This is a genomic window from Acidovorax sp. GW101-3H11, from assembly GCF_001633105.1.
Classification (GTDB): Bacteria; Pseudomonadota; Gammaproteobacteria; order Burkholderiales; family Burkholderiaceae_C; genus Acidovorax.
Genome location: NZ_LUKZ01000033.1, coordinates 32,148 through 53,115 on the forward strand (window position 1 = coordinate 32,148; position 20,968 = coordinate 53,115).

Here is a 20,968-nt window from a genome sequence, read left to right on the forward strand (position 1 = left end):
GAAGACAGGCAAATGGCCGCGAAGGCGGCAAGAAGGGCCTCGGGGCAACCCAAAAGCAAGGCCCACCAGCAGGCAAAAAGGGCGGTCTCTGCGCGATCTGAAAACTGCGGCCTTGTAGCACTCACGAATTCGAGTTGTTCAGGACATCCTTAACCAAGTCACTTTCTGCGATTTAGAAGTGACACCACGGTACCTAGCTGCAGGTCATTGACCTGAGAGCTTTGCTGCATTGGCGCTCTCGCAGACCGAAGCGTTGCTAAATCAACAACACCCGACGGATTTGCGAAATAGTTCTCTCGCAATCTGCACAAGTGCTCAATATCCCTGGCAGATAGACCTAGATAGCGCGGTATGGCCTCAGTAGAAAGGATGCCTGCACTGACGAGAAGCTCCAATGTTCTACGCATTAGTCGCGGCTCTTCCGGTTTCCACTGGTCATCATCGGGCTCTGACTTGGCCCCCCAGCGAGCAGATCGGCGCTTGAAGAGGACTAGCTTTTCCTCGTCGGTGAGCAGACCCAGCGCATGTAAGCGCATCATCATCGCCGCCACAGATGCCCCCCACCGTTTCTTCAGGGTGAGTAAGTTATCCAAGTTGGTCGGAACACGTACTTCATTGGCGAAAGTTTCGGCAGGAAGTAACAACGCACCGGCAAACCGGTGCGCTTGTTTTTCCATTTGATTGTGCCGATCTCGGTCATCAGCCCTCGGTATGTACCGATGCAGTATGAGATGTCCGATTTCATGCGCCAGGTCAAATCGGCTACGAAACCCATTGGCCTTGTCAGCAGAGAGAAAAATGATTGGGCGTCCAAGTATTGCGCTCCAGCTAGACAGTCCTTCGATTGCTGATATCTCGGTTTCTTCACGCGCAATAATGATCCCAGCGCCCTCAGTTGCTAGAGCTAAGTCCTGAATGGGGCCCGTCCCGAGTTGCCAAAGCGCGCGACATTCTTCGGCTGCTGCCTCAATGTCTGCATTGCTAATCTGCTCGGGCTCACGGAAATCTCGCGCAGGCAAATTGACATCTGGGTAGTCCACATGGGCGCTAAGCAAGACTGCGATTTCTTGCACCCATTCCGTGCGTGCTTCTAGCTTTGCCCGGGCCGCCTTAAGAGCAGACGCGTTACTGCGAGCCAGCGGCGGGGATACCGGTTGAAGCATTGGGCGTGTCAGCCATTCAGCTTGCACATTGAGTACGGAGGCAAGACGCTCAAATGCACCTGCCTCAGGCGCCTGAGCGCCTTGGCACCATTTCGTAACAGTGGATGCAGCCACACCCACGAGACTCGCCAATTGCCCCTTTGTCAATTGGCGAGCTGCAAGGGCCTGCTCAAGACGAGCAGGCTGAAGATCACGGATTCCCTTGGTCATTGTCGTTTTGCTTCTTGCGCTGCACTTTGAGTTTCGGCACAGCGTTGTCAGGTTGAACGTTGGCGCTAGTTTGATCGTAGAGTTTGAGGAAGTCAGCCATGGAACTGATATAGAGCCAAGACTTCATGTCAGTAGCTGGCAATGCGACCATTACTTGAGTCAACTGAGCAAGGCCGTTGGTATCAACGCCATCCATCACACCAAGGATGAAAATTGTGCCTACAGCGACTTCACGGGGCTGTTGGGCAAACATGTCACCCTGGACATACTTCCTCTCGATGGCGCTGTTGAGCTCGGCAAGGCGGCTCCGAGTAGCACTACGGCGCAGGTTGACCCATTTGTGCCCCGGCACATTTAGGCGGGCAATATTAAAAATCCCTACCCGACCAACTACAAGTCGCGTGCCACACAACGGGGAGGGAGTTGCTCCATGAGCCTGCAAAGCCTCATGGAACGTCTCGTTGATGAAGAAATGCTTGCTCTGCCCTGCTGCCGACGCCCTATGACCAGATTGGTACGCGGCGGAGTGCTGACGCCCTTGCTGGTCACCTGTTCGGTAGGCATCCTCGCATGCCATTAGCATGTCCTTGGGGACATTCTTCACGACAAGCTGTTCTAGCTCTTTCTTGCTTCCGGCAACAGGGGCGCTCATCGACGAACTCCTTGAGTGTTTCGTATGGGCGGAATTTACCATGAATAAGTTTCGTGTGGCCGGATTTTTTCATGGTTTCACTGAGGTCATCCCCACCTCTAAAGCCTCATCTCCCGCATCGCATAGCGGCCAGTCCCGCACCTCTCCCCCTCGCGCTACCCCTCGCCAGCCCGGCGGTCACCAGGGGTCATACGCCCCTGCTCACCCCCATCCTGTAGGCGGGTGAACCGCCTCTGTGCCTCTCACAGAGTAGACACATATAGATACAAATTCGGTTTTTCCGACGGCGTTGTCCGCGCCTGCTCGCCCGATTCCCTATGTGGCCTGCGCATTTCGCGCTCAAACGCACGCATCCATAGGAGTCATCTCACATCATGAAATATTCAATCTCAATCACTCAATCTCATCGCCCGGCGAATGGGGAAATTTGCAACAAATCGTATCTTGCGCATCGTCCCTGGTCGGCAGTGACAGAACCGGCAGGCTGCGCATCGCCAAAGGAACAGACGATTAACCAAGACCAATTCACCCTCTCCCTGCAAACCGCCTGCCTCATCCAGCAGAACCAGCTGCTCAAACGGCAGAACGCCATGCTGCTCGAAATCCTTGATGGCATGGAGTCGGTAGGCGACCGGCTGTGGCGCGTGGAACGCCGTCTCGCTACCCAGTCGGTCGATCTGGCCGGGACGCGCAAGCGGGCAGCCAAGAAACGCCGTCCGGCCCACGAGCAATCTGTAGCTCGCACGCGCTCAGATAAGTAGTCATGCCCGAAAGCGGTGGGGGCTCCGGTCCCCGTCTATCTGCATGTCGCAGGACGCTCACACGCCAATCTACTGATGGCCGGACGAGACAAGGCAACTACCTGCCCGTCTCACCGCGTCCTGCGCATGCTCACCCAACATTCAATGAGAACGCATATGTCGAATCATCACATCGCCCCCTCTGACAACTCAGGGGCCACTCGCAACCTCAACAACTACGTGGCGAAACAGGTCGTGGCCCAAGCGCTGGGGCTCAATACCAAGCCGAGCCCTATGGAAAACGCGCAGGCGGAAGCCGCTGGCACTCCACCCAGCCAGGAAGCTGAACCGGTGCTCGTGTCCTCGACGGTAGCTCCTGCACCCGAATCTGAAGAGGTGTCTCTGCCCCCGTGTCAATACTCCGGAGAAGCTCAACTCATGGCTGCCATCCTCGATTGGCAGCGCAATCTGCGCAAGAAGCTGGATACCGACAATCAAGCAACCGAGCGCCCGCCTGCTAGCAGTGATGGCGACCACATGGCGAAGCTGGTCGTCGCCCAAGCTGTGGGGCTCCACCCCGAGCCGAGCACGAAGGAAGACGAGCAGACGGAAACCGCTCCCAGCCTGGAAGCTGAACCTCTGCTCACGTCCTCAATGGCGGCACCGGCGCCCGAACTGGAGGAAGCGGCTCTGCGCCATGCATCTACGCCTACGCTCCAATTGCCCGTACCCACGCTGCCGCTCCCGCCGGGGGTAACGCGCTGGTTGCCCACCCATACCTCGCAGGACTTCCGCCACCTGCCTCGGCATGTCTGGCTGGTGCGGGATGTGTTCCATGGGGGCGAGATCATCATCCTGTGGGGCGAGTCCCAGGCGGGCAAGACGGCGCTGCTGCTCGATATGGTGGCAGCAATTGCGAGTGGATCTGACTGGGCAGGGCATCCCGTGACCCGCACGAATGTGATCTATGTAGCTCTGGAAGGGCAGATCGGGGTGCGTACCCGCGTGCAAGCACTGGAGCACGACCGGGGCGTCAGCCACCTGGAAGGCATCCACTATGTCTTCAATCCCTGCAACGTCGCCAGCGAGAATGACGTCAACGAATTGGCGCTAACGGCGCTAAAGCACAGTGCCAAGTTCATCGTGATCGATACGCTGTCGGCGTCCATCGCCGGGATGGCGGAAGAGAACAGCAACACCGCCATGGCCGGGGTAATCGCTAACGTGCAGCGCCTGACCCAGATGACCGGGGCGGCGGTGCTGCTCGTGCACCATTGCGGCAATGACCCTCGGCGGGGAGCGCGCGGCGCGTATGCGCTGCACGCGAATCCGGACGTGTCCATCGAAGTGGGCCGCTCGGGCGAAGATCGCTACTGGCGCTTGGATAAGGGCCGTGATGGTGAACCGGCAGGCGGGCGGTTCAAGATCGAGGGGATCAGTTTCCAGCCTGCGCATGAAGCGGAGCCCCTGAAATCCATCGTAGTGCGACATGTCGAGGATGCAGAGGCTCCGGCGGCCCTGCCATCCCCCAAGACCAAGGCACAGGAGCGAGCCGATGAGGCACTGAAGGCAATCACCTTGCATCTGCGCGTGGCAGGCATCGGCGTCGATGGCGAACAGTCTCCCGGAGAGGCGACCCATGAGGCCATCAGCAAGGTTGTAGCGCAAGCATTCAAGGACAAGTGCGACAGCGGGGAAGAAGGCTATGGCAGCAACCACCGCGCCAAGAATGTGCGCGAGGCGATCCAGTCCCTGATCGATGGCGGACTCCTGATCTTGCATGAGGGTAAGGTGCGTCTGCCACGCTGACCCTAGCCTCCCACTCCCCACGCCCCCTCCCCTAAAGGGGGAGCGGGGGCGGGGGAGCGGGGGACTGGCTGGGAGGTCGAAGGTGGGAAGCCTAGAAGGTGGACCTGGCCCAAACCGGGAAAGCCATCCAGTGCGAAGCTGGCGACTGCACCCTGACGATCAGCAATGGGCGATCCAGATATCTACTGGGCCCAGAAGGGTCCGCTGAGCGATACGCAAATACCTGGGCCAAGGTAAGTATCTCCAGCTGCGCTGTCAGCTTCCTAGCTAACTCCCCCGGAAATGCACTGCAACTACCGCCGACCAAGAGCCCCAGCAATCAACTCCGGAAGCGGCACCTCCAGCGCCTCAGCCACGCGCAGCAACACAGTCAATGTAGGCTGGTTGCGTGCCAGCTCCAGCTTGGCGATGTAGGTCCTATTGATGCCTGCGCGATGGGCCAACTCCTCCTGGGACAAGCGCAGCGCAGCACGCCGGGAGCGAAGCTCGTCGGCGAACGCAGCGATCAATGCCTCGTCCCTGGTCATGGGCAGGGACTGTCCGTTGCCTGACGACTCTATGCACCCGCATATGTGGTACAAAATAATCTGATGCCTGAGCCGGAGCGGACTGGGCAGACGCTACGAATGCCCCTCTGAAAGCCCCCATGTACGACATCTACCAATCCGACCAAAACGACCAATGGCGCTACACGCTGGGCCGCTCCGGAGCCCGTCCGCTGCTGGTCATCGGCCTCAATCCCAGCACTGCCACCCAAGAGAAACTCGACCCCACAGTGACCCGTGTGGAGAAGGTCGCGCAGCAATGCGGATTCGATGGATTTGTCATGCTCAATCTCTACCCGGTGCGGGCCACCAAGCCCCAGGACCTGCCAACCAAGGCCGACCCTGTGGCCTACGAGCGCAATCTGGCGGCCATCGAGAAGGTCGTCGCTCAGTACGCCAATCCCACGCTCTGGGCTGCCTGGGGCGAAACGGTGGTGGATCGCCCCTATTTCCTCCGGGCCCGTGACACGCTGCATGAACGGCTGGCGCAGTACCAGCCCCAATGGCGCAGATTCGGTGAACTGACTGCCAGCGGCCACCCCCGCCACCCCAGCCGCCTCAACTACGCCTGGACGCTGGAACCCTACGAATTGGCCTGAATAGATGGCGGGTAGCCCTACCCGCCGCCCTCCCCTCCATGCTCCCCATCACCGGGGAGTCTCCGTGTCTCGCGTCGCAAGAAAACTCGCTCCCTGTCTCGACCCTCAAGACAGCGCGCCCGCTCCGGATACCCCCTCTCCACATCCGAAAAAAGCTATTGAAAATCAATGACATAGGATTCATTGATATGAAATTGATAGCAGCCAGACCAATAGAATTGGGGAGAGGAGAGCATCGCCTTGCCCCATGCGGGTTCCGGGACGATGACATCGAAATTTCCTGCAAGCCCTCCAAATTCTCCAGAGTGGCGGCCAAGGAGGAAACTCGATTGACTGCACCGAACCCGCCTGCGCCCCTGCAGGTCGTCTATCTCCATCAGCGCGACGCCGGGATGATGGCCCGCTACCGGGCCTGGGCCAACTGGCTCTCCGATGGCCGCACTCGCGCCGTCGAGAGTGAGCTGATCCCCATGGATGGGGGAGACCCTAATCAGGCCCTGGCTCGTGCATCGGTGTGCGAGTGGCAGGTACTGATCTATGAGCCCCCTGGCTATCCCTGTCCTGCATCAGCGGAGGTGCAGCCATGATGCCCCGCGAACCTCGCAAGGAACTGAGCGCAGCCCAGGTCGCCGCCCTCTGGCGCCGTGGCACCAACCATGTCGGCGGTGTGCGTGGCCTGATCCTCAACGTCACGATGTACGGCTCGCGCAGCTGGGTACTGCGCTATCAGGTGGCAGGCAAACGGCGGGACCTGGGCCTGGGCTCGTATCCGTCCGTCACGCTGGCAGATGCACGGGAGGCGGCTCGCGCTGCCCGTGCCAAATTGGCGCAGGGTATCGACCCCATCGAGGACGCACGCCGAGCGCGGGCCCGTCTGGTCGCGGAAATCCACACCAGCATGACATTCGGTGATGCGGCCAAGCGCTACATCGCCTCGCATGAGAAAGGCTGGAAGAACGCCAAGCATGCACAGCAGTGGCAACGGTCGCTGGATATGTACGCCACCCCTGTGCTGGGCAAGATGCCTGTGCGGGACATATCGCTAGCGATGGTGCTCAAGGTGCTGGAGCCGATCTGGTTCAGCAAGACGGAGACCGCTACCCGCCTGCGCGGTCGCATCGAGTCCATCATCGACTGGGCCATCGCACGGGGCTACCGTACCGACTCCAATCCTGCGCGCTGGAAGGGGCTGCTGGACAAGCTGTTGCCTGCTCCGGGCAAGGTGACAAAGACGATGCATTTTCAGGCGCTGCCCTATGCGCAGTTGCCAGTATTCATGGAGCAGCTGGTGGGCCAGGAGGGGATGGGCGCCAAGGCCCTGCTATTCCTGATCTTGACGGCTGCCCGCTCCGGAGAAGTTCGCGGTGCCACCTGGGAGGAAATCGACCTGGCTGCGCGGGTATGGACGATCCCCGCTGAACGCATGAAGGCCAGCAAGGCCCATCGGGTGCCGCTGTCGGATGCGGCCATTGCACTCCTGCAAAAAATGAAAGCGCTCGCTCTCGCAGTGGGACGCACCACGGGCAAGGCGTATGTATTCCCGAGCCCCAACAGCCGTGACCCTGAACTGGGTAGCCAGCTCTCCGACATGACACTCACGGCGGTACTCCGTCGCCTAAAGCTGGAAGCGGTGCCCCATGGGTTCCGCTCTACGTTCCGCGACTGGTGCGCAGAGCAAACCGACTACCCGAACGAGGTCGCAGAAATGGCACTGGCCCACACCGTGGGCAACAAGGTGGAGGCAGCGTATCGGCGTGGGGACCTCCTCGCTAAACGGCAGCAGCTCATGCAGGACTGGGCGGACTACGCCCTCGGTCAGCGCACAGGAAATATGACCGTCGGTCATGGCTCTGACCCGATCGCGTCAACACGGGACAACACACCCGATCAGCACAACAACACAGAGGGAGCAATGTAATGAAGAACTATCTCGCCACCAAATGGAAGTCTCTCACTGCGTGGTCATCGGGCAGATGGAGACAGGGCCGCATAGGCAAGGCCAAGGTGGTGCTGGCGTGGTACGGGCTGGCTGTCGTAGTCATGGCTCCTGTCGCACTGCTCATGCCGGACGCAGAACTGGAACTGCGCCCCGCCATGACCGAGCCTGCCCTGCTGTGCCACCAGCAGCAATCATTCGATGAAATCATCGGAGCCAAGGATGTGACCAACCAAGCTCTGATGGAGAAATTCCGTCACCAACCGGACATGCAAAGACGCATCATCACCAGCGACACCTACATGCAGCGAGATGCAGCGGCATGGAGATTGGAGGCAATGCGCAAGATCGTACGCGGGCAATGTCGCGAGGTGACGCATGGTGACCCCGTGACAGCGGACTGGATCGAGTGGCAAGCATCGAAGGATGCCGCCCGCCTCAAACCCAAACGCATGCTAGTCACCTACCAAGGGAAGACATACTGGACATATTCCGGGCAATGGCAGAAGGCCACCGGCAAAACCGTGGCGGCAGAGAATCGCGCGCCATTCATGGTCTCTCGCAAGGCACCAGACGGGAATGATCGCTCTGCACCGCCTGTGGTGGATGAGTCTCAGGCCCAGGCCACACCCAATCGCCATCCCGTCCCACCATTCGCTCGCAACGAATCCTATGCACAGGTGCGGATCGTACTGATGCGTGATGGCTGGCAGCCTGTGGTCTCCAAAGAGGCAGATCAATGCATGGAGGGTGACAGCCGATGCGAGGGCCGTCCGGAAATGCAGACATGTAGCGGATCAGGGCTAGCTATGTGTAGATTCCGCTGGCAACGGGATGGGCAACAACTGACCATATGCACCGCTGGCGAAGAGCAGGCCATGTTCCACAGCATCTGCGAATGAGGGCACCATGACCATCAACAACATAGCGAGAAGATACCTCTTCGTGCCGCTCTGCATGATCGCAGTGGCCTGGATGGGGGAGGCCATGGCGGGCACCTCAGAGTGCTACGCGATCAAGGATGCGGACAAGCGGGCGTACTGTCTGGCGCAGGTCAAGCGGGACTCTGGAAGTTGCTACCGCATCAAGGATGGTGACAACCGCAACCAGTGTCTGGCGGAAATCAAAGGATCGCGGGATCGCTGCTACGCGATCAAAGACCACGATAGCCGCAAGGCGTGTCTGGCACGCACGCGCTAGGGCTACCAAAAATCAGCCAATCCGCAGCCATGGCCATCGATCTTGGTAGCTGCGTGCCTTGGCCTCAAATTGCCGCGAGTCCGGGTACAAGGGATTGATCCGCAGCACCCCTGCAGCTAGATCCTCCAGCCCATCAGGGGCATATAGCTCCCCTGAAGCCACATCGACCCCCACGCGAGTGCAGGCAACTAGATAGCGATCAATGCCATCACGTGCGTGTTGGAGCTGTGGATACGGTGCATTGAATCGTCTCTCGTACCAAAGATGTACCCTGGCCTGATTCCGCACCTCAACCTTGGCACCTAGGTCAGCAGTTGCCTCCGATACGAGCTGGATAACCCGATCCTCAGCCTCCTCCGTGAGATCGGAATCATCGAAGTAAAACACGTCATAGTCATTGACACCCCAGTCCACAGGAGTGCCTGAACGGTAGTTCCATATCGCCTGAAACAAGCACCCCGCTGTGAGATGGCATTGGGGGATGCGCAGATCGTGAAGACGATGGAGCAGCTCCGAATTGACAGGATTGCGGAGCGCGATTGCGAGGAACTCGGCAGAAGACAACGATGCTGGGTGCATCTGAAAGTTATAGCAGTCCGGTGCCATCGCCGGAGCAATGTGCTGTGTCTCTGAGCGGGACGAGCATTGGCATGAAAGTGTTTAAGAGAGGAGAAACTGCTCGCACAGCGGCCATGAGCGGTAGCCGCTCCCAACTGCCTTCGGGTGATGAGGCTTTTCTAAGCTGTGAACTACGATCTGCTCCCGATGCCTACCTCACTCAATTGAACGCGTAGGGATTCCATTTCATCTCGCTGCTCCATGGCATGTCGAGCAAGCCAATTCGTACCATGTGCATAAGCTCGTCCGTCCAAGATAGACAGCAGAAGGTACTCGATCCAAAGCTGCAAATGATCTTCGGCTACGGCAAGGCTGCCGGGGACACGCCTGCTGAAATTTCTTCCATGTGCCAGTTCATTTCGGAGATCCTTCAGCCCTGGCAAGCCTTGTTCGCCCAGAATCGGCCAGAGACCAGAAATTCCCGACGGATATGCAGCTAGCAATGCTGGAATGATGCGATGCATACCGCCGTTGGCGCTACCAAATTGCCGAGCCAGGCCCTCTAATGCGGCGAAGAGAGCGAGGAAGCGAGACTCGACGGAATGCTTGACTGTCGGATGGAGCGAGTAAATTGCTAGGAAGACTGCATCGCGCTGTGCCTCCCCAAAGCCACTGCTCCGAGAAGAAGCCGACCGGACGAAATTCTCTAGGTAGCTTGGATGGACCAAAAAATCTCTGGAATCTTCCAAACCATTTGCAGCCCTCAGGCGAGAGACAGGCTGATCCCACTCCTCTTGCGTAACGCCCCCGGAGTACGCATGAAAACCGTGCACGACGACTCTCCAGCGAGCCGCGAGTGAAAGTAGCAATGCTGCATTTCGTGCGCTTTGCTCCAATGCATCCAGTGGGGCAGGAGGTGAGTTGGAAGAAGCATTAAAGACCAAGACAGGAGTACTCCTAGCGACAACGGTATCTCCATCGTCGCGGCCTACCCAGTTCCAATAGCGATCCAGCTCAAATACGAAATATCCGCCAGATGGGTCATGCACATGAAGACTAGGAGGGGTGTAGGTATTCCCAAAGCCTCTATTGCCCCTGAAATCCATGCTCCATACCTTTGACGGAATCGCATAGTGCACCTGACTCAATTGAAAGGTCGCACTCTCCACGGAGGAAAGCTTGTGGCATGAGGCTCCCTGTAGATTTCGCCGAATTGTCAAGCGACCGACGTGATCGATTTCCAGAGTGGTGCCTCCCACGCGTCGCCCGAACTGTGTGGACGACGAGCGGATAAGAATGTCGCTTGCCTCGAAGTGGAACCCTGGTGTCTCATCATTCACAAGAGAAAAACCACTGCCGCATAGGTCGTTGTCGAACGGAAGCCCGAAGGCCTGGGCTTCCATTCGGCCATCGTCGGCAGGTTGCTTTGGCAACCAAACTCTGACGTCACAGAGGGGGCCACGTTGGCCCTGTTTCACTAAATAGGCATCGAGCTTGAAATCCGGACGATCATCCATTCGCACCTCAAAGTGGAGATAGGTGGCGTCATCTTCGTCTGCATCAGGCCGCAGTCAAGCAGCGCAGCAAAGTTATCGAGCAGGAAGGAGCCACTAAGCCGTCTCTGTTAACTAGTGCGATGGTGACCTACGCACCACTCACGGCGATAGGTAAGCTGATGGGTAGAAATGCAAAACGGGCCGCGCGGGCCCGTTTTTGTTTGGTGTGGTGGCGGAGACGGTGAGATTCGAACTCACGGACGGTTGCCCGTCGGCAGTTTTCAAGACTGCTGGTTTAAACCGCTCACCCACGTCTCCGGGCACGGAAGCGCGGATTCTAGCTGACTGCAGGCGCTGATTTTTTCAGCATGCCCCGCGTTTCGATGAACCGGATCACCTCGTTCAGCCCGCTCAGGCTCTTCAGATTGGTCATCACAAACGGCTTGAGCAAGCCCTGGGCGTTGGTACGCATGCGGGTGGTGTCGGCGTGCATCACGTCGAGGTTGGCGCCCACGTGCGGGGCCAAGTCGGTCTTGTTGATGACGAACAGGTCGCTTTTGGTGATGCCGGGGCCGCCCTTGCGCGGGATTTTTTCACCGGCGGCCACGTCGATGACGTAGATGGTGAGGTCGCTCAGCTCGGGGCTGAAGGTGGCGGCCAGGTTGTCGCCGCCGCTTTCCACAAACACGATGTCGGCGTTGGGGAACTCGCCCAGCATGCGGTCGATGGCTTCGAGGTTGATGGAGCAGTCTTCGCGGATAGCCGTGTGGGGGCAGCCGCCGGTTTCCACGCCCAGGATCCGTTCGGCGGGCAGGGCGCCGCTCACAGTCAGCAGGCGCTGGTCTTCCTTGGTGTAGATGTCGTTGGTGATGGCCACCAGGTCGTAGTCATCGCGCATGGCCTTGCACAGCATTTCGAGCAGCGTGGTCTTGCCGGAGCCCACGGGGCCGCCGATGCCGACACGCAAAGGGGGCAGTGGTTTGGTGCGGTTCGGGATGTGGTGCAGGGTGCTGGTGGTCATGATCGGAAGAGGCGGGAGTATTGGGTTTCGTGCTGCGCCGACAGGATGGCGAGCATGGGCGAAAAGGCCTGGCGCTCGCTGTCCATGAGGCCGATGGCGTGGTCTGCAGCAGGGGGAATGGCGTCGGCCAGGCGCGCCAGGATGCGCTGGCCTGCGCTTTGGCCCAGTTGCATGGACTTGAGCGCGGCCTGCACCATGTTCTCGGCCCAGCCAAAGGCGTAGGCCAGCAGCACATCGCGCACCGGTGCCTGGGTGATGGAGGCAGCCAGCGCAAAGGCCACGGGGTAGGTGGGGGGCAGGGCGGCCAGGTGGCGCACGGCAGGCATCAGGGTTTCGTCGCCCTGGTGCTGATTGCGCAGCCAGTCGGCCATCGACCTGCCCATCTGCTCGGTCTGCAGGCGCAGCTCGCTGGTCTCGCGGGTGTGTTGCACCCAGTTGTTGAGTTCGCGCACATGCGCCCAGTCGGCGCGGCGCCAGGCGCCCACGGCCTTGGCGATCAGGGCCATGTCGCCGCGTGCCTGGGTGATGTGGAGCTGGTCCAGCAGCCAGTCGCCCACGGCGGCTTCGCTGGCGAGGCCCGCGTTTTCGATGGCGCTCTCCAGCCCTTCGGAATACGAGAACCCGCCCACGGGCAGTGCGGGGGAGGCGAGCCACATCAGCTGCAAGAAGCTGGCGGCGGGCAGGGGGGCGGGGCGGTCGTTGCGCACGGTGAGGTTTCCTCAGTGCTTGTGCCGTACGGGGGCGGCCGGGTGGACGGCATGCAGTGCCCTGGCTTCGACAGGCTCAGCCCGAACGGTGGGGAGGGCGTGCAGCACGGGCATGGGGCTCAGTGGTCGTGGTTGCAGTGCGGGCCGTGCACGTGGCCCTGGGCGACCACGGGGATGGCCACGGTGCGGCCCCGGGCGGGTGCTGAAGCCGCAGCAACTGCTGGCGTTTGTGCGTGCGAATGGTCGTGCTCGTGACCATGCCCATGGTCATGTCCGTGGTCATGCCCACCATGGTGGTGGTGCCCGCCGCCGTGCCCTGCTGCATAGGCGCCGCCTTCGGGCTCAAAGGCCAGGTTCTGCGCGGTCACGATCAGGTGCATGGCGCGCAGCATGTCGGCCAGCACGTGGTCGGGTTCGATCTTGAGGTGGTCGGGCTGCAGCTCGATGGGCACATGGCGGTTGCCCAGGTGGTAGGCGGCGCGCGTCAGGTCGAAGGGCGTGCCGTGCTGCGTGCAGTGCGTGATGACCAGCACGGGCTGGGGCGCTGCAATCACGCGGACCATGGAGCCGTCTTCGGCCACCAGCACATCACCGCCGCGCACCAGCGTGCCGCGCGGCAGGAAGATGCCCAGTTCGCGGCCAGCGGAGTCGGTGGCGGCAAAGCGGCTTTTCTGGCGCACGTCCCAGTCCAGTTCAACCGTGGTGGCGCGCTTGAGCAGCACGGGGGCCAGGCCTTGGCCCTGAGGGAGGAGTTTGGAGGCTTGGAGCATGGAGGTCTGTTCGGTCGGCAAAACGCGCATTGTGGCCCGGGTGGGGCGGTGCGCGGGGGGCTGCTCACACGGGGCGGGTCATGAAGAAGCTGTACGGGTCGAGGCCGTAGTCGGCAAAGGGCCCGCATTCGACAAAGTCGTGCTGAAAGTACAGCTGGCGCGCGGGTTCAAAAAAGGGCTGGGGCCCGGTCTCCAGGCTCACGCGGGTGAAGCCGCGCGCACGGGCCTCTTGCAGCAGGTGGGCCAACACCTGGCGTGCAATGCCCTGGCCCCGGTGGCGGGCGCTGGTGCGCATGGACTTGAGTTCGGCATGGTCTGCATCCAGCCGCTTGAGCGCGCCCGTGCCCACCAGCATGCCGCCATCGGCCCCGGGCAGCCAGGCGGACCAGAAGGCGATACCGGGCTGGCGCAGCTGGTCCATGTCCAGCGCGTGCACGCTTTCGGGCGGCGACACCGCATACATGTCCTGCAGGTGCTCCTGCATGAAGGCTTCGATGCGCGGGTCGCTCAGGTCGTCCAGGCGGATCTGCAGCGGGGCGGGGAGGGCGGCCATGCGTTGTTCAGAACAGGAAGTAGCGCTGCGCCATGGGCAGTACCGTGGCGGGCTCGCAGGTGAGCAGCTGGCCGTCGGCACGCACGGTGTAGGTCTGTGCGTCCACTTCCATCCTGGGCGTGTAGCTGTTGTGCACCATGTGCTGCTTGCGCACGCCACGGATGTTGCGCACGGCCGATAGCTGTTTGCGCAGGCCGAAGCGTTCGCCAACGCCTGCGTTCAACCCGGCCTGCGACACAAAGGTGAGCGAGGTCTTGGCAATGGCCCCGCCAAACGCGCCGAACATGGACCGGTAGTGCACAGGCTGGGGCGTGGGGATGGACGCATTTGGGTCGCCCATCGCGGCCATGGCGATCAGGCCGCCCTTGAGGATCAGCGCGGGCTTCACGCCAAAAAACGCGGGTTTCCAGATCACGATGTCGGCCCATTTGCCGACTTCGAGCGAGCCCACCTCATGGGCGATGCCGTGGGCAATGGCGGGGTTGATGGTGTACTTGGCCACGTAGCGCTTGATGCGCGTGTTGTCGTTACGGGCGCTGTCGCCCTGCAGGCTGCCACGCTGCACTTTCATCTTGTGTGCGGTCTGCCAGGTGCGCAAGATGACTTCGCCCACGCGGCCCATGGCCTGGCTGTCGCTCGACATCATGCTGATGGCGCCCAGGTCGTGCAGGATGTCTTCGGCGGCGATGGTTTCCTTGCGGATGCGGCTTTCGGCAAAGGCGAGGTCTTCGGCGATGCTGGCATCGAGGTGGTGGCACACCATGAGCATGTCCACATGCTCGTCCAGCGTGTTCTGGGTGTAGGGCATGGTGGGGTTGGTGGAGCTGGGCAGGAAGTTGTCCTCGCCCACCACGCGCAGGATATCGGGCGCATGCCCGCCGCCCGCGCCTTCGGTGTGAAAAGCGCAGATGCCGCGCCCGCCCACGGCGGCGATGGTGTTCTCCACAAAGCCCGATTCGTTGAGCGTGTCGCTGTGGATGGCGACCTGCGTGTCGGTGGCCTCGGCCACGTCCAGGCAGTTGCTGATGGCCGAGGGCGTGGTGCCCCAGTCTTCGTGCAGCTTGAGGCCGATGGCCCCGGCGTTGATCTGCTCGTGCAGCGCGTCGGGCAGGCTGGCGTTGCCTTTGCCGAGGAAACCCAGGTTCATGGGGAAGGCGTCGGCCGCCTGCAGCATGCGTTCCATGTTGAAGGGGCCCGACGTGCAGGTGGTGGCCAGCGTGCCGGTGGCGGGGCCGGTGCCGCCGCCCAGCATGGTCGTCACGCCGCTGGCCAGGGCTTCTTCGATCTGCTGCGGGCAGATGAAGTGGATGTGGCTGTCGATGCCACCTGCGGTGACGATGTTGCCCTCGCAGCTGATGACCTCGGTGCCGGGGCCGATGATGATGTCCACGCCCGGCTGCACGTCGGGGTTGCCCGCCTTGCCGATGGCGGCGATGCGGCCCGCGCGCAGACCGATGTCGGCCTTGACGATGCCGGTGTGGTCGATGATGAGGGCGTTGGTCAGCACGGTGTCCACCGCGCCTTGGGAATTGCTGCGCTGGCTCTGCGCCATGCCGTCGCGGATGGTCTTGCCGCCGCCAAACTTCACTTCTTCGCCATAGCTGCCCGCGCGCAGGGTGTAGTCGGCCTCCACCTCCAGGATGAGGTCGGTGTCGGCCAGGCGCAGGCGGTCGCCCACCGTGGGGCCGAACATTTCGGCATAGGCGCGTCGTCCAATGGTTGCCATGGTGAGGGTGCTCCGCGAGAACTGGTTACTCTGTTTTTGATAGCTGCTAGCGCTTATGGGGTGCGCGCAGAAGGCTGTTTTGGCTTGAAATTTTTACAGCGCGCCCTGCGTCAGGCCCTGAAAACCGAACACCTGGCGGTCGCCCGCGTAGTCCACCAGCTCCACCGTGCGCTCCTGGCCGGGCTCGAAGCGCACGGCCGTGCCGGATGCAATGTTCAGCCGCATGCCGCGCGCGGCCGCGCGGTCAAAGCCCAGGGCGTTGTTGGTCTCGGCAAAGTGGTAGTGCGAGCCGACCTGGATGGGGCGGTCGGCCATGTTGCGCACCACCAGCGTGAGGGTGCGGCGGCCGGTGTTGAGCAGGTGTTCGCCGGGTTCGGTGAAGAGTTCGCCTGGGATCATGTTCAGTTCTCCATCCTTGGATTTACTCCCTCTCCCCTCGCGGGAGAGGGTCGGGGAGAGGGGGGGTGCGATGTGAGCAATGCGCCAGTTTTACCCCCTCTCCCCAACCCCTCTCCCGCCAGGGGAGAGGGGCTTGTGTGCCTGTCAAACGCAGAGCGGACTTGAGCCATCACGCCATCTGCAGCAGCAGTGCGCCGCCGAATGCCGCCACGCCCGCACCGGCGGCGCGTGCCAGCCACACATGGCGGTTGCGCAGTGCCCAGCCCGCCGCCAGGCCCGCGCCGTGCAACAGCACGGTGGCGGTCAGCATGCCTGCCAGGGTCAACCAGGCGCTGTCGCTGCCTGCCAGCTCGTAGCCGTGCGCCACCCCGTGGAAGACGGCGAACACGCCTACTCCCAACGCCGCCACCAGGCCGGGCACGCGCAAGCGCGACACGACCAGCAGACCTGTGACCAGCAGCGATGTGGCAATCATCGGCTCGACCGCAGGCAGCGCCACGCCCTGCAGGCCCAGCACGGCACCCAGCAGCAGCATGGCCGCAAAGCCCACGGGGCCCCACAGCAAATCGCGCCCGGCGCTGCGCGCGGCCAGGGCGCTCCACAGGCCCACGGCCACCATGGCGGCCAGGTGGTCCAGGCCGAACAGAGGGTGGGCAAAGCCGCTCAGGAAACTGTTGTGGATATGGGATTCAGCACCTGTATGGGCGCTGGCGCCTGTACTGATTGCGCTGGCAGCTATGAAAAAGAGAGCGGCTGTGTGGCGGTGTGAGAGTGCGATGCGCATGGGGGCTCCACAGAGAGAAAGGGGGGAGAAAACGGGTCAGACGATCGGCTGGTGCACGGTGACGAGCTTGGTGCCATCGGGGAAGGTGGCCTCGACCTGGATGTCCGGAATCATCTCGGCGATGCCTTCCATCACATCGGCGCGGGTCAGCACGGTGCGGCCTTCGCTCATGAGCTGCGCCACGGTCTTGCCGTCGCGGGCGCCCTCCATCACGGCGGCGCTGATCAGGGCTACGGCCTCGGGGTAGTTGAGCTTCAGCCCCCGGGCCTTGCGGCGCTCGGCCAGCAGGGCGGCGGTGAAGATCAGCAGCTTGTCTTTTTCTCTGGGGGTGAGTTCCATGGTGTACGCCGATGTGATCTTGTGAAAGCGGTTCGATCATAGGCAGCAAGCCCCGTGCCCGCCATACGCCAGAGGGCGAAGACGGGCGGGGCGCGGAAGGCGCCGGTGGCATGGAAACTGCACTTGCACGGGCCTCCATCCCCTGTGCCCATGCCCCCCACCACCGCCTCCCTTGCCCCGCCTGACGCGGCCTCGGCCCCCGTGCTGGGGCCGGATGCCGACGCGCAGGCACCGCAGCAGGTCGTCAAGGTCCGGCGCGACTACAACAGCTGGGTGGCCACCGAGACCATGGAGGACTACGCGCTGCGCTACACCCCCCAGCGCTTTCGCAAATGGTCTGAATGGCGCGTGGCCAACACCGCGTTCGGCGCGGCGTCCTTCCTGATCCTCGAAGCCGTGGGCGCCACGCTGCTGGTGCAGTACGGCTTCATCAACGCCTTCTGGGCCATCGTTGCCACGGGGCTCATCATCTTTCTGGCGGGGCTGCCCATCAGCGTGTATGCCGCGCGCTACGGGGTGGACATGGATCTGCTCACGCGCGGCGCGGGCTTTGGCTACATCGGCTCTACGCTCACCTCGCTGATCTACGCGAGCTTCACTTTCATCTTCTTCGCGCTCGAAGCCGCCGTGATGGCCTACGCGCTGGAACTGGCGCTCGACATCCCGCCCACCTGGGGCTACCTGATCTGCGCCATTGTGGTGATTCCGCTGGTCACCCACGGCGTGTCGGCCATCAGCCGCCTGCAGGTGTGGACGCAACCGCTGTGGCTGGTGATGCTGGTGGTGCCATTTGTGTATGTGCTGATGCGCGATCCTGGTGCATTCTCGGGCGTTGTGCACTATGGTGGTGAATCGACGCGCGGTGCCACGTTCCAGTTGCCCCTGTTTGGTGCGGCGCTCACCGTGGGCATTGCGCTCATTACCCAGATGGGGGAGCAGGCCGACTATCTGCGCTTCATGCCCGCCCGCACCGCCACCACGCGCGGGCGCTGGTGGCTGGGCGTGCTGGTGGGGGGGCCGGGCTGGGTGGTGCTGGGCGTGCTCAAGATGCTGGGCGGTGCGCTGCTGGCGTGGCTGGCGCTCAAGCACATGGTGCCGGTGGACCGCGCGGTGGACCCGAACCAGATGTACCTGGTGGCTTACGAATATGTGTTCCCGCACTACGGCTGGGCGGTGGCGGCCACGGCGCTGTTTGTGGTGGTGTCGCAGATGAAGATCAATGTGACCAATGCCTACGCAGGCTCGCTGGCCTGGTCCAACTTCTTCTCGCGGCTCACGCACAGCCATCCGGGGCGGGTGGTGTGGGTGGTGTTCAACACGCTGATCGCCTTCATGCTGATGGAGATGAACGTGTTCCGCGCCATGGGCGAGGTGCTGGGGCTGTACTCCAACATCGCCATCGCCTGGATCATGTCGGTGGTGGCCGACCTGGTCATCAACAAGCCGCTGGGCCTGTCGCCCAAGGGCATCGAGTTCAAGCGCGCGCACCTGTACGACATCAATCCGGTGGGCGTGGGCGCGATGGCGTTGGCATCGGTCGTGTCCATCAGCGCGCACCTGGGGCTGTTCGGCCCGCTGCCGCAGGCGTTCTCGGCCGTCATTGCGATGGCGGTGGCGTTTGTGGCTGCGCCGCTCATCGCCTGGGCCACGCGCGGCAAGTACTACATCGCGCGGCAGAGCGAGCCGGTGGCTGTGCCTGTGGCGGAGCCTGTGCCCGGCGCGCGGGCTTCCGACGTAGGCAGCTACCAGCGCTTCACGGTGCAGCGTTGCGTGATCTGCGAGCGCGAATACGAAGCGCCGGATATGGCCCAGTGCCCCGCCTACCGGGGCGCCATCTGCTCGCTGTGCTGCACGCTGGACGCGCGCTGTGGCGACCTGTGCAAGCCGCACGCGAGCATGGCCGTGCAGTGGTCGGCCGCGCTGCGCTGGGTGCTGCCGCGCGCCATCTGGCGTTACCTGGACACGGGCCTGGGCCACTTTCTGCTGCTGATGCTGGTAATCGCGCCGCTGCTCGCGGCCGTGATGGGCCTGCTCTACCACCAGGAACTGAACACCATCGCCCAGGCCACGACGGACACCGAAGTGGCGGCCGCGCCGGAGGTAGCCTTGCGCTCGGGCCTGCTCAAGGCCTATCTGGCGCTGCTGGTCATCTCGGGCATCGTGGCGTGGTGGCTGGTGCTGGCGCACAAGAGCCGCCAGGTGGCGCAGGAAGAATCCAACCGCCAGACAGGCCTCTTGGTGCGCGAGATCGAGCTGCACCGCCAGACCGACGAAGCCCTGCAAACCGCGCGCAGTGTGGCCGAGCAGGCGCGCCAGCAGGCCGAGGCCGCGCGTGCCCTGGCCGACCAGGCCAACCAGGCCAAGAGCCGCTACATCAGCGCCATCAGCCACGAGATCCGCACGCCGCTCAATTCCATCCTGGGCTACGCTCAGCTCATGGGCGAGGACACGGGCGTGCCGCCACACCGCAAGCAGGCGGTGCATGTGATCCGGCGCGGGGGCGAGCATTTGTTGTCGCTCATCGAAGGCACGCTGGATATTGCACGCATCGAATCGGGCAAGCTCACTCTGGATGTCGCGCCCATGCGCTTTGCGGACGGCCTGCATGAGATGGCCAGCCTGTTCGAGCTGCAGGCCGCCGCGAAGGGCCTGGCGTTCACGTTCGACGTGCAGGGGGTGATCCCGGAGGTGGTGCGCGCCGACGACAAACGCCTGCGCCAGATCCTCATCAACCTGCTGGGCAACGCCGTCAAGTTCACCGCACAGGGCACCGTCACGCTGCGCGTGCGCTATGCGCGCGAGATGGCGCGCATCGAGGTGCAGGACACGGGGCCGGGCCTCACGCCCGGCGAGATCGAGCGCATCTTCGAGCCCTTTGCGCGCGGCGGCTCGGCCGGTGCGCCGTCGGCCCCCGGCGCGGGGTTGGGGCTCACCATCGCCAAGATGCTCACCGCGCTCATGGGCGGCGAGCTGACGGTGAGCAGCACCCCGGGCGTGGGCTCGGTGTTCCAGGTCAAACTGTTTCTGCCCGAGGTGCATGCCGAGGCCCTGGGCAAGGCCGCCGCGCCGGTGGCCGTGCAGGCCCGGCGGGCGCGCAAGGGCTACGCGGGCGAGCGCCGCCGCATCCTGGTGGTAGACAACGAAGAGCCCGACCGCGAGTTGCTGGTGCAACTGCTTGAACCCCTGGGCTTCGAGCTGCGCCAGGCCGCCAGTGGCCACGATGCGCTGGACCTGCTGGCCACCGGCTACCGCCCGCACGCGATCTTCATGGACCTAGCCATGCCGGGCATCGACGGCTGGGAGACCTTGCGGCGGGTGCGGCAGATGCATCTGCCCGATGTCCAGTGCGCCATCGTCTCTGCCAATGCGTTCGACAAGGCGCTGGACAACGACGTGGACATCCGCCCCGAGGACTTCATCGTCAAGCCCGTGCGCCACACCGAGCTGCTGGACTGGCTGGAGCGCCGCCTGGGGCTGCAATGGTGGTACGAGGGCGATGCGCTGGCGCAGCCCACAGCCCCGCAGCCCCCGCACCCGGCATTCCCCACGGCCGAGCCATTGAGCTACCCCAACGCCGCCGCCCTGGCCGCGCTGGCCCAGGCCGTGGCGCTGGGCTACTACCGGGGCATCCTCAACACCCTGGACGAGATCGAGCGCAGCCAGCCCGCGCACCAGGCGTTTGTGCACACCATGCGGCAGATGGCGCGCGAGTTCCAGTTCGACGCCATGGGCCAGATCCTGGAGCAGGCCCCTTCGTGACG

21 protein-coding genes and 1 tRNA gene are annotated in these 20,968 nt (G+C 62.6%); 8 read left to right on the plus strand and 14 right to left on the minus strand.

The annotated features are described in order from the left end of the window. Nucleotides 1-158: 158 nt before the first annotated feature. Both A1D30_RS25050 and A1D30_RS22930 read right to left on the minus strand, forming a co-directional pair. Entirely contained in the window at nucleotides 159-1,373 is a 1,215-nt protein-coding gene (locus A1D30_RS25050; protein ID WP_082836592.1) for an XRE family transcriptional regulator, read from the minus strand. After that, nucleotides 1,354-2,025, minus strand: coding sequence for a hypothetical protein (locus A1D30_RS22930; RefSeq protein ID WP_063463046.1), 672 nt, complete (start codon nucleotides 2,023-2,025; stop codon nucleotides 1,354-1,356). Before A1D30_RS22930 ends, A1D30_RS25050 begins: the two co-directional genes overlap by 20 nt. 374 nt (nucleotides 2,026-2,399) lie before the next feature. Here A1D30_RS22930 and A1D30_RS22935 point away from each other — a divergent pair, with 374 nt between their 5' ends. After that, a complete protein-coding gene (locus tag A1D30_RS22935; protein WP_131798524.1) occupies nucleotides 2,400-2,786 on the plus strand; it encodes a hypothetical protein in 387 nt (128 codons plus the stop codon). A 126-nt stretch (nucleotides 2,787-2,912) separates the two neighbouring features. After that, on the plus strand, nucleotides 2,913-4,574 hold the full coding sequence (locus A1D30_RS25055) for an AAA family ATPase (RefSeq protein ID WP_157891351.1): 1,662 nt from the start codon (nucleotides 2,913-2,915) through the stop codon (nucleotides 4,572-4,574). 293 nt (nucleotides 4,575-4,867) lie between these two features. Here the strand turns inward: A1D30_RS25055 and A1D30_RS22950 are convergent, their stop codons facing one another. Continuing rightward, entirely contained in the window at nucleotides 4,868-5,101 is a 234-nt protein-coding gene (locus tag A1D30_RS22950) for a helix-turn-helix transcriptional regulator (protein ID WP_063463050.1), read from the minus strand. 119 nt (nucleotides 5,102-5,220) lie between these two features. On the opposite strand from A1D30_RS22950, the gene A1D30_RS22955 reads away from it, so the two are divergent. The 5 genes from A1D30_RS22955 to A1D30_RS22970 all read left to right on the plus strand — a co-directional run bounded on the left by A1D30_RS22955 (nucleotide 5,221) and on the right by A1D30_RS22970 (nucleotide 8,854). Then, nucleotides 5,221-5,718, plus strand: a complete 498-nt coding sequence (locus tag A1D30_RS22955) for a DUF1643 domain-containing protein (protein ID WP_063463051.1) — start codon at nucleotides 5,221-5,223, stop codon at nucleotides 5,716-5,718. 158 nt (nucleotides 5,719-5,876) lie between these two features. After that, on the plus strand, nucleotides 5,877-6,305 hold the full coding sequence (locus A1D30_RS26270) for a hypothetical protein (protein ID WP_206779313.1): 429 nt from the start codon (nucleotides 5,877-5,879) through the stop codon (nucleotides 6,303-6,305). Then, nucleotides 6,302-7,636 (plus strand): site-specific integrase, encoded by a 1,335-nt coding sequence (locus A1D30_RS22960; RefSeq protein WP_063463052.1) that lies wholly within the window; start codon nucleotides 6,302-6,304, stop codon nucleotides 7,634-7,636. Before A1D30_RS26270 ends, A1D30_RS22960 begins: the two co-directional genes overlap by 4 nt. Next, nucleotides 7,636-8,556 carry a hypothetical protein gene (locus A1D30_RS22965; RefSeq protein WP_063463053.1) on the plus strand — a complete coding sequence of 307 codons (921 nt, stop codon included), beginning with the start codon at nucleotides 7,636-7,638 and terminating at the stop codon, nucleotides 8,554-8,556. The genes A1D30_RS22960 and A1D30_RS22965 overlap by 1 nt, the downstream gene beginning before the upstream one ends. A gap of 7 nt (nucleotides 8,557-8,563) precedes the next feature. Further along, a complete protein-coding gene (locus A1D30_RS22970; protein WP_063463054.1) occupies nucleotides 8,564-8,854 on the plus strand; it encodes a hypothetical protein in 291 nt (96 codons plus the stop codon). Between the two features lie 12 nt (nucleotides 8,855-8,866). Here the strand turns inward: A1D30_RS22970 and A1D30_RS22975 are convergent, their stop codons facing one another. From A1D30_RS22975 to A1D30_RS23025, 11 genes are all read right to left on the minus strand, one after another. After that, nucleotides 8,867-9,433, minus strand: a complete 567-nt coding sequence (locus A1D30_RS22975; protein ID WP_063463055.1) for a nucleotidyltransferase family protein — start codon at nucleotides 9,431-9,433, stop codon at nucleotides 8,867-8,869. 170 nt (nucleotides 9,434-9,603) lie between these two features. Beyond that, the gene (locus A1D30_RS25720; protein ID WP_131798526.1) at nucleotides 9,604-10,929 is read right to left on the minus strand and encodes a hypothetical protein; all 1,326 of its coding nucleotides are present in this window, start codon (nucleotides 10,927-10,929) and stop codon (nucleotides 9,604-9,606) included. Between the two features lie 209 nt (nucleotides 10,930-11,138). Then, nucleotides 11,139-11,226 (minus strand) — tRNA-Ser (locus A1D30_RS22985). A gap of 19 nt (nucleotides 11,227-11,245) precedes the next feature. Continuing rightward, nucleotides 11,246-11,929, minus strand: coding sequence for an urease accessory protein UreG (gene ureG, locus A1D30_RS22990; RefSeq protein WP_063463057.1), 684 nt, complete (start codon nucleotides 11,927-11,929; stop codon nucleotides 11,246-11,248). Then, a complete protein-coding gene (locus A1D30_RS22995; protein WP_063463058.1) occupies nucleotides 11,926-12,636 on the minus strand; it encodes an urease accessory UreF family protein in 711 nt (236 codons plus the stop codon). Before A1D30_RS22995 ends, ureG begins: the two co-directional genes overlap by 4 nt. A gap of 119 nt (nucleotides 12,637-12,755) precedes the next feature. Beyond that, on the minus strand, nucleotides 12,756-13,406 hold the full coding sequence (gene ureE / locus A1D30_RS23000) for an urease accessory protein UreE (RefSeq protein ID WP_063463059.1): 651 nt from the start codon (nucleotides 13,404-13,406) through the stop codon (nucleotides 12,756-12,758). Between the two features lie 64 nt (nucleotides 13,407-13,470). Beyond that, nucleotides 13,471-13,959: a GNAT family N-acetyltransferase gene (locus tag A1D30_RS23005; RefSeq protein WP_063463060.1), complete on the minus strand. Its 489-nt coding sequence runs from the start codon at nucleotides 13,957-13,959 to the stop codon at nucleotides 13,471-13,473. A 7-nt stretch (nucleotides 13,960-13,966) separates the two neighbouring features. Next, a complete protein-coding gene (gene ureC, locus A1D30_RS23010) occupies nucleotides 13,967-15,685 on the minus strand; it encodes an urease subunit alpha (protein ID WP_063463061.1) in 1,719 nt (572 codons plus the stop codon). A 93-nt stretch (nucleotides 15,686-15,778) separates the two neighbouring features. After that, on the minus strand, nucleotides 15,779-16,084 hold the full coding sequence (locus tag A1D30_RS23015; protein WP_063463062.1) for an urease subunit beta: 306 nt from the start codon (nucleotides 16,082-16,084) through the stop codon (nucleotides 15,779-15,781). A gap of 169 nt (nucleotides 16,085-16,253) precedes the next feature. Then, entirely contained in the window at nucleotides 16,254-16,868 is a 615-nt protein-coding gene (locus tag A1D30_RS23020) for a HupE/UreJ family protein (RefSeq protein WP_063463063.1), read from the minus strand. 36 nt (nucleotides 16,869-16,904) lie between these two features. After that, nucleotides 16,905-17,207 carry an urease subunit gamma gene (locus A1D30_RS23025; protein ID WP_044397060.1) on the minus strand — a complete coding sequence of 101 codons (303 nt, stop codon included), beginning with the start codon at nucleotides 17,205-17,207 and terminating at the stop codon, nucleotides 16,905-16,907. 150 nt (nucleotides 17,208-17,357) lie between these two features. On the opposite strand from A1D30_RS23025, the gene A1D30_RS23030 reads away from it, so the two are divergent. Beyond that, complete coding sequence (locus tag A1D30_RS23030; RefSeq protein WP_063463064.1) at nucleotides 17,358-20,966, plus strand: ATP-binding protein; 3,609 nt, start codon at nucleotides 17,358-17,360, stop codon at nucleotides 20,964-20,966. Nucleotides 20,967-20,968: the final 2 nt, after the last annotated feature.

Coding starts and splice junctions, on each gene's coding strand:
- A1D30_RS25050 (WP_082836592.1), bottom strand. CDS start 1,373: ATGACCAAGGGAATCCGTGATCTTCAGCCTGCTCGTCTTGAGCAGGCC.
- A1D30_RS22930 (WP_063463046.1), bottom strand. CDS start 2,025: ATGAGCGCCCCTGTTGCCGGAAGCAAGAAAGAGCTAGAACAGCTTGTC.
- A1D30_RS22935 (WP_131798524.1), top strand. CDS start 2,400: ATGAAATATTCAATCTCAATCACTCAATCTCATCGCCCGGCGAATGGG.
- A1D30_RS25055 (WP_157891351.1), top strand. CDS start 2,913: ATGCTCACCCAACATTCAATGAGAACGCATATGTCGAATCATCACATC.
- A1D30_RS22950 (WP_063463050.1), bottom strand. CDS start 5,101: ATGACCAGGGACGAGGCATTGATCGCTGCGTTCGCCGACGAGCTTCGC.
- A1D30_RS22955 (WP_063463051.1), top strand. CDS start 5,221: ATGTACGACATCTACCAATCCGACCAAAACGACCAATGGCGCTACACG.
- A1D30_RS22960 (WP_063463052.1), top strand. CDS start 6,302: ATGATGCCCCGCGAACCTCGCAAGGAACTGAGCGCAGCCCAGGTCGCC.
- A1D30_RS22965 (WP_063463053.1), top strand. CDS start 7,636: ATGAAGAACTATCTCGCCACCAAATGGAAGTCTCTCACTGCGTGGTCA.
- A1D30_RS22970 (WP_063463054.1), top strand. CDS start 8,564: ATGACCATCAACAACATAGCGAGAAGATACCTCTTCGTGCCGCTCTGC.
- A1D30_RS22975 (WP_063463055.1), bottom strand. CDS start 9,433: ATGCACCCAGCATCGTTGTCTTCTGCCGAGTTCCTCGCAATCGCGCTC.
- A1D30_RS25720 (WP_131798526.1), bottom strand. CDS start 10,929: ATGGATGATCGTCCGGATTTCAAGCTCGATGCCTATTTAGTGAAACAG.
- ureG (WP_063463057.1), bottom strand. CDS start 11,929: ATGACCACCAGCACCCTGCACCACATCCCGAACCGCACCAAACCACTG.
- ureE (WP_063463059.1), bottom strand. CDS start 13,406: ATGCTCCAAGCCTCCAAACTCCTCCCTCAGGGCCAAGGCCTGGCCCCC.
- A1D30_RS23005 (WP_063463060.1), bottom strand. CDS start 13,959: ATGGCCGCCCTCCCCGCCCCGCTGCAGATCCGCCTGGACGACCTGAGC.
- ureC (WP_063463061.1), bottom strand. CDS start 15,685: ATGGCAACCATTGGACGACGCGCCTATGCCGAAATGTTCGGCCCCACG.
- A1D30_RS23015 (WP_063463062.1), bottom strand. CDS start 16,084: ATGATCCCAGGCGAACTCTTCACCGAACCCGGCGAACACCTGCTCAAC.
- A1D30_RS23020 (WP_063463063.1), bottom strand. CDS start 16,868: ATGCGCATCGCACTCTCACACCGCCACACAGCCGCTCTCTTTTTCATA.
- A1D30_RS23025 (WP_044397060.1), bottom strand. CDS start 17,207: ATGGAACTCACCCCCAGAGAAAAAGACAAGCTGCTGATCTTCACCGCC.
- A1D30_RS23030 (WP_063463064.1), top strand. CDS start 17,358: ATGCCCCCCACCACCGCCTCCCTTGCCCCGCCTGACGCGGCCTCGGCC.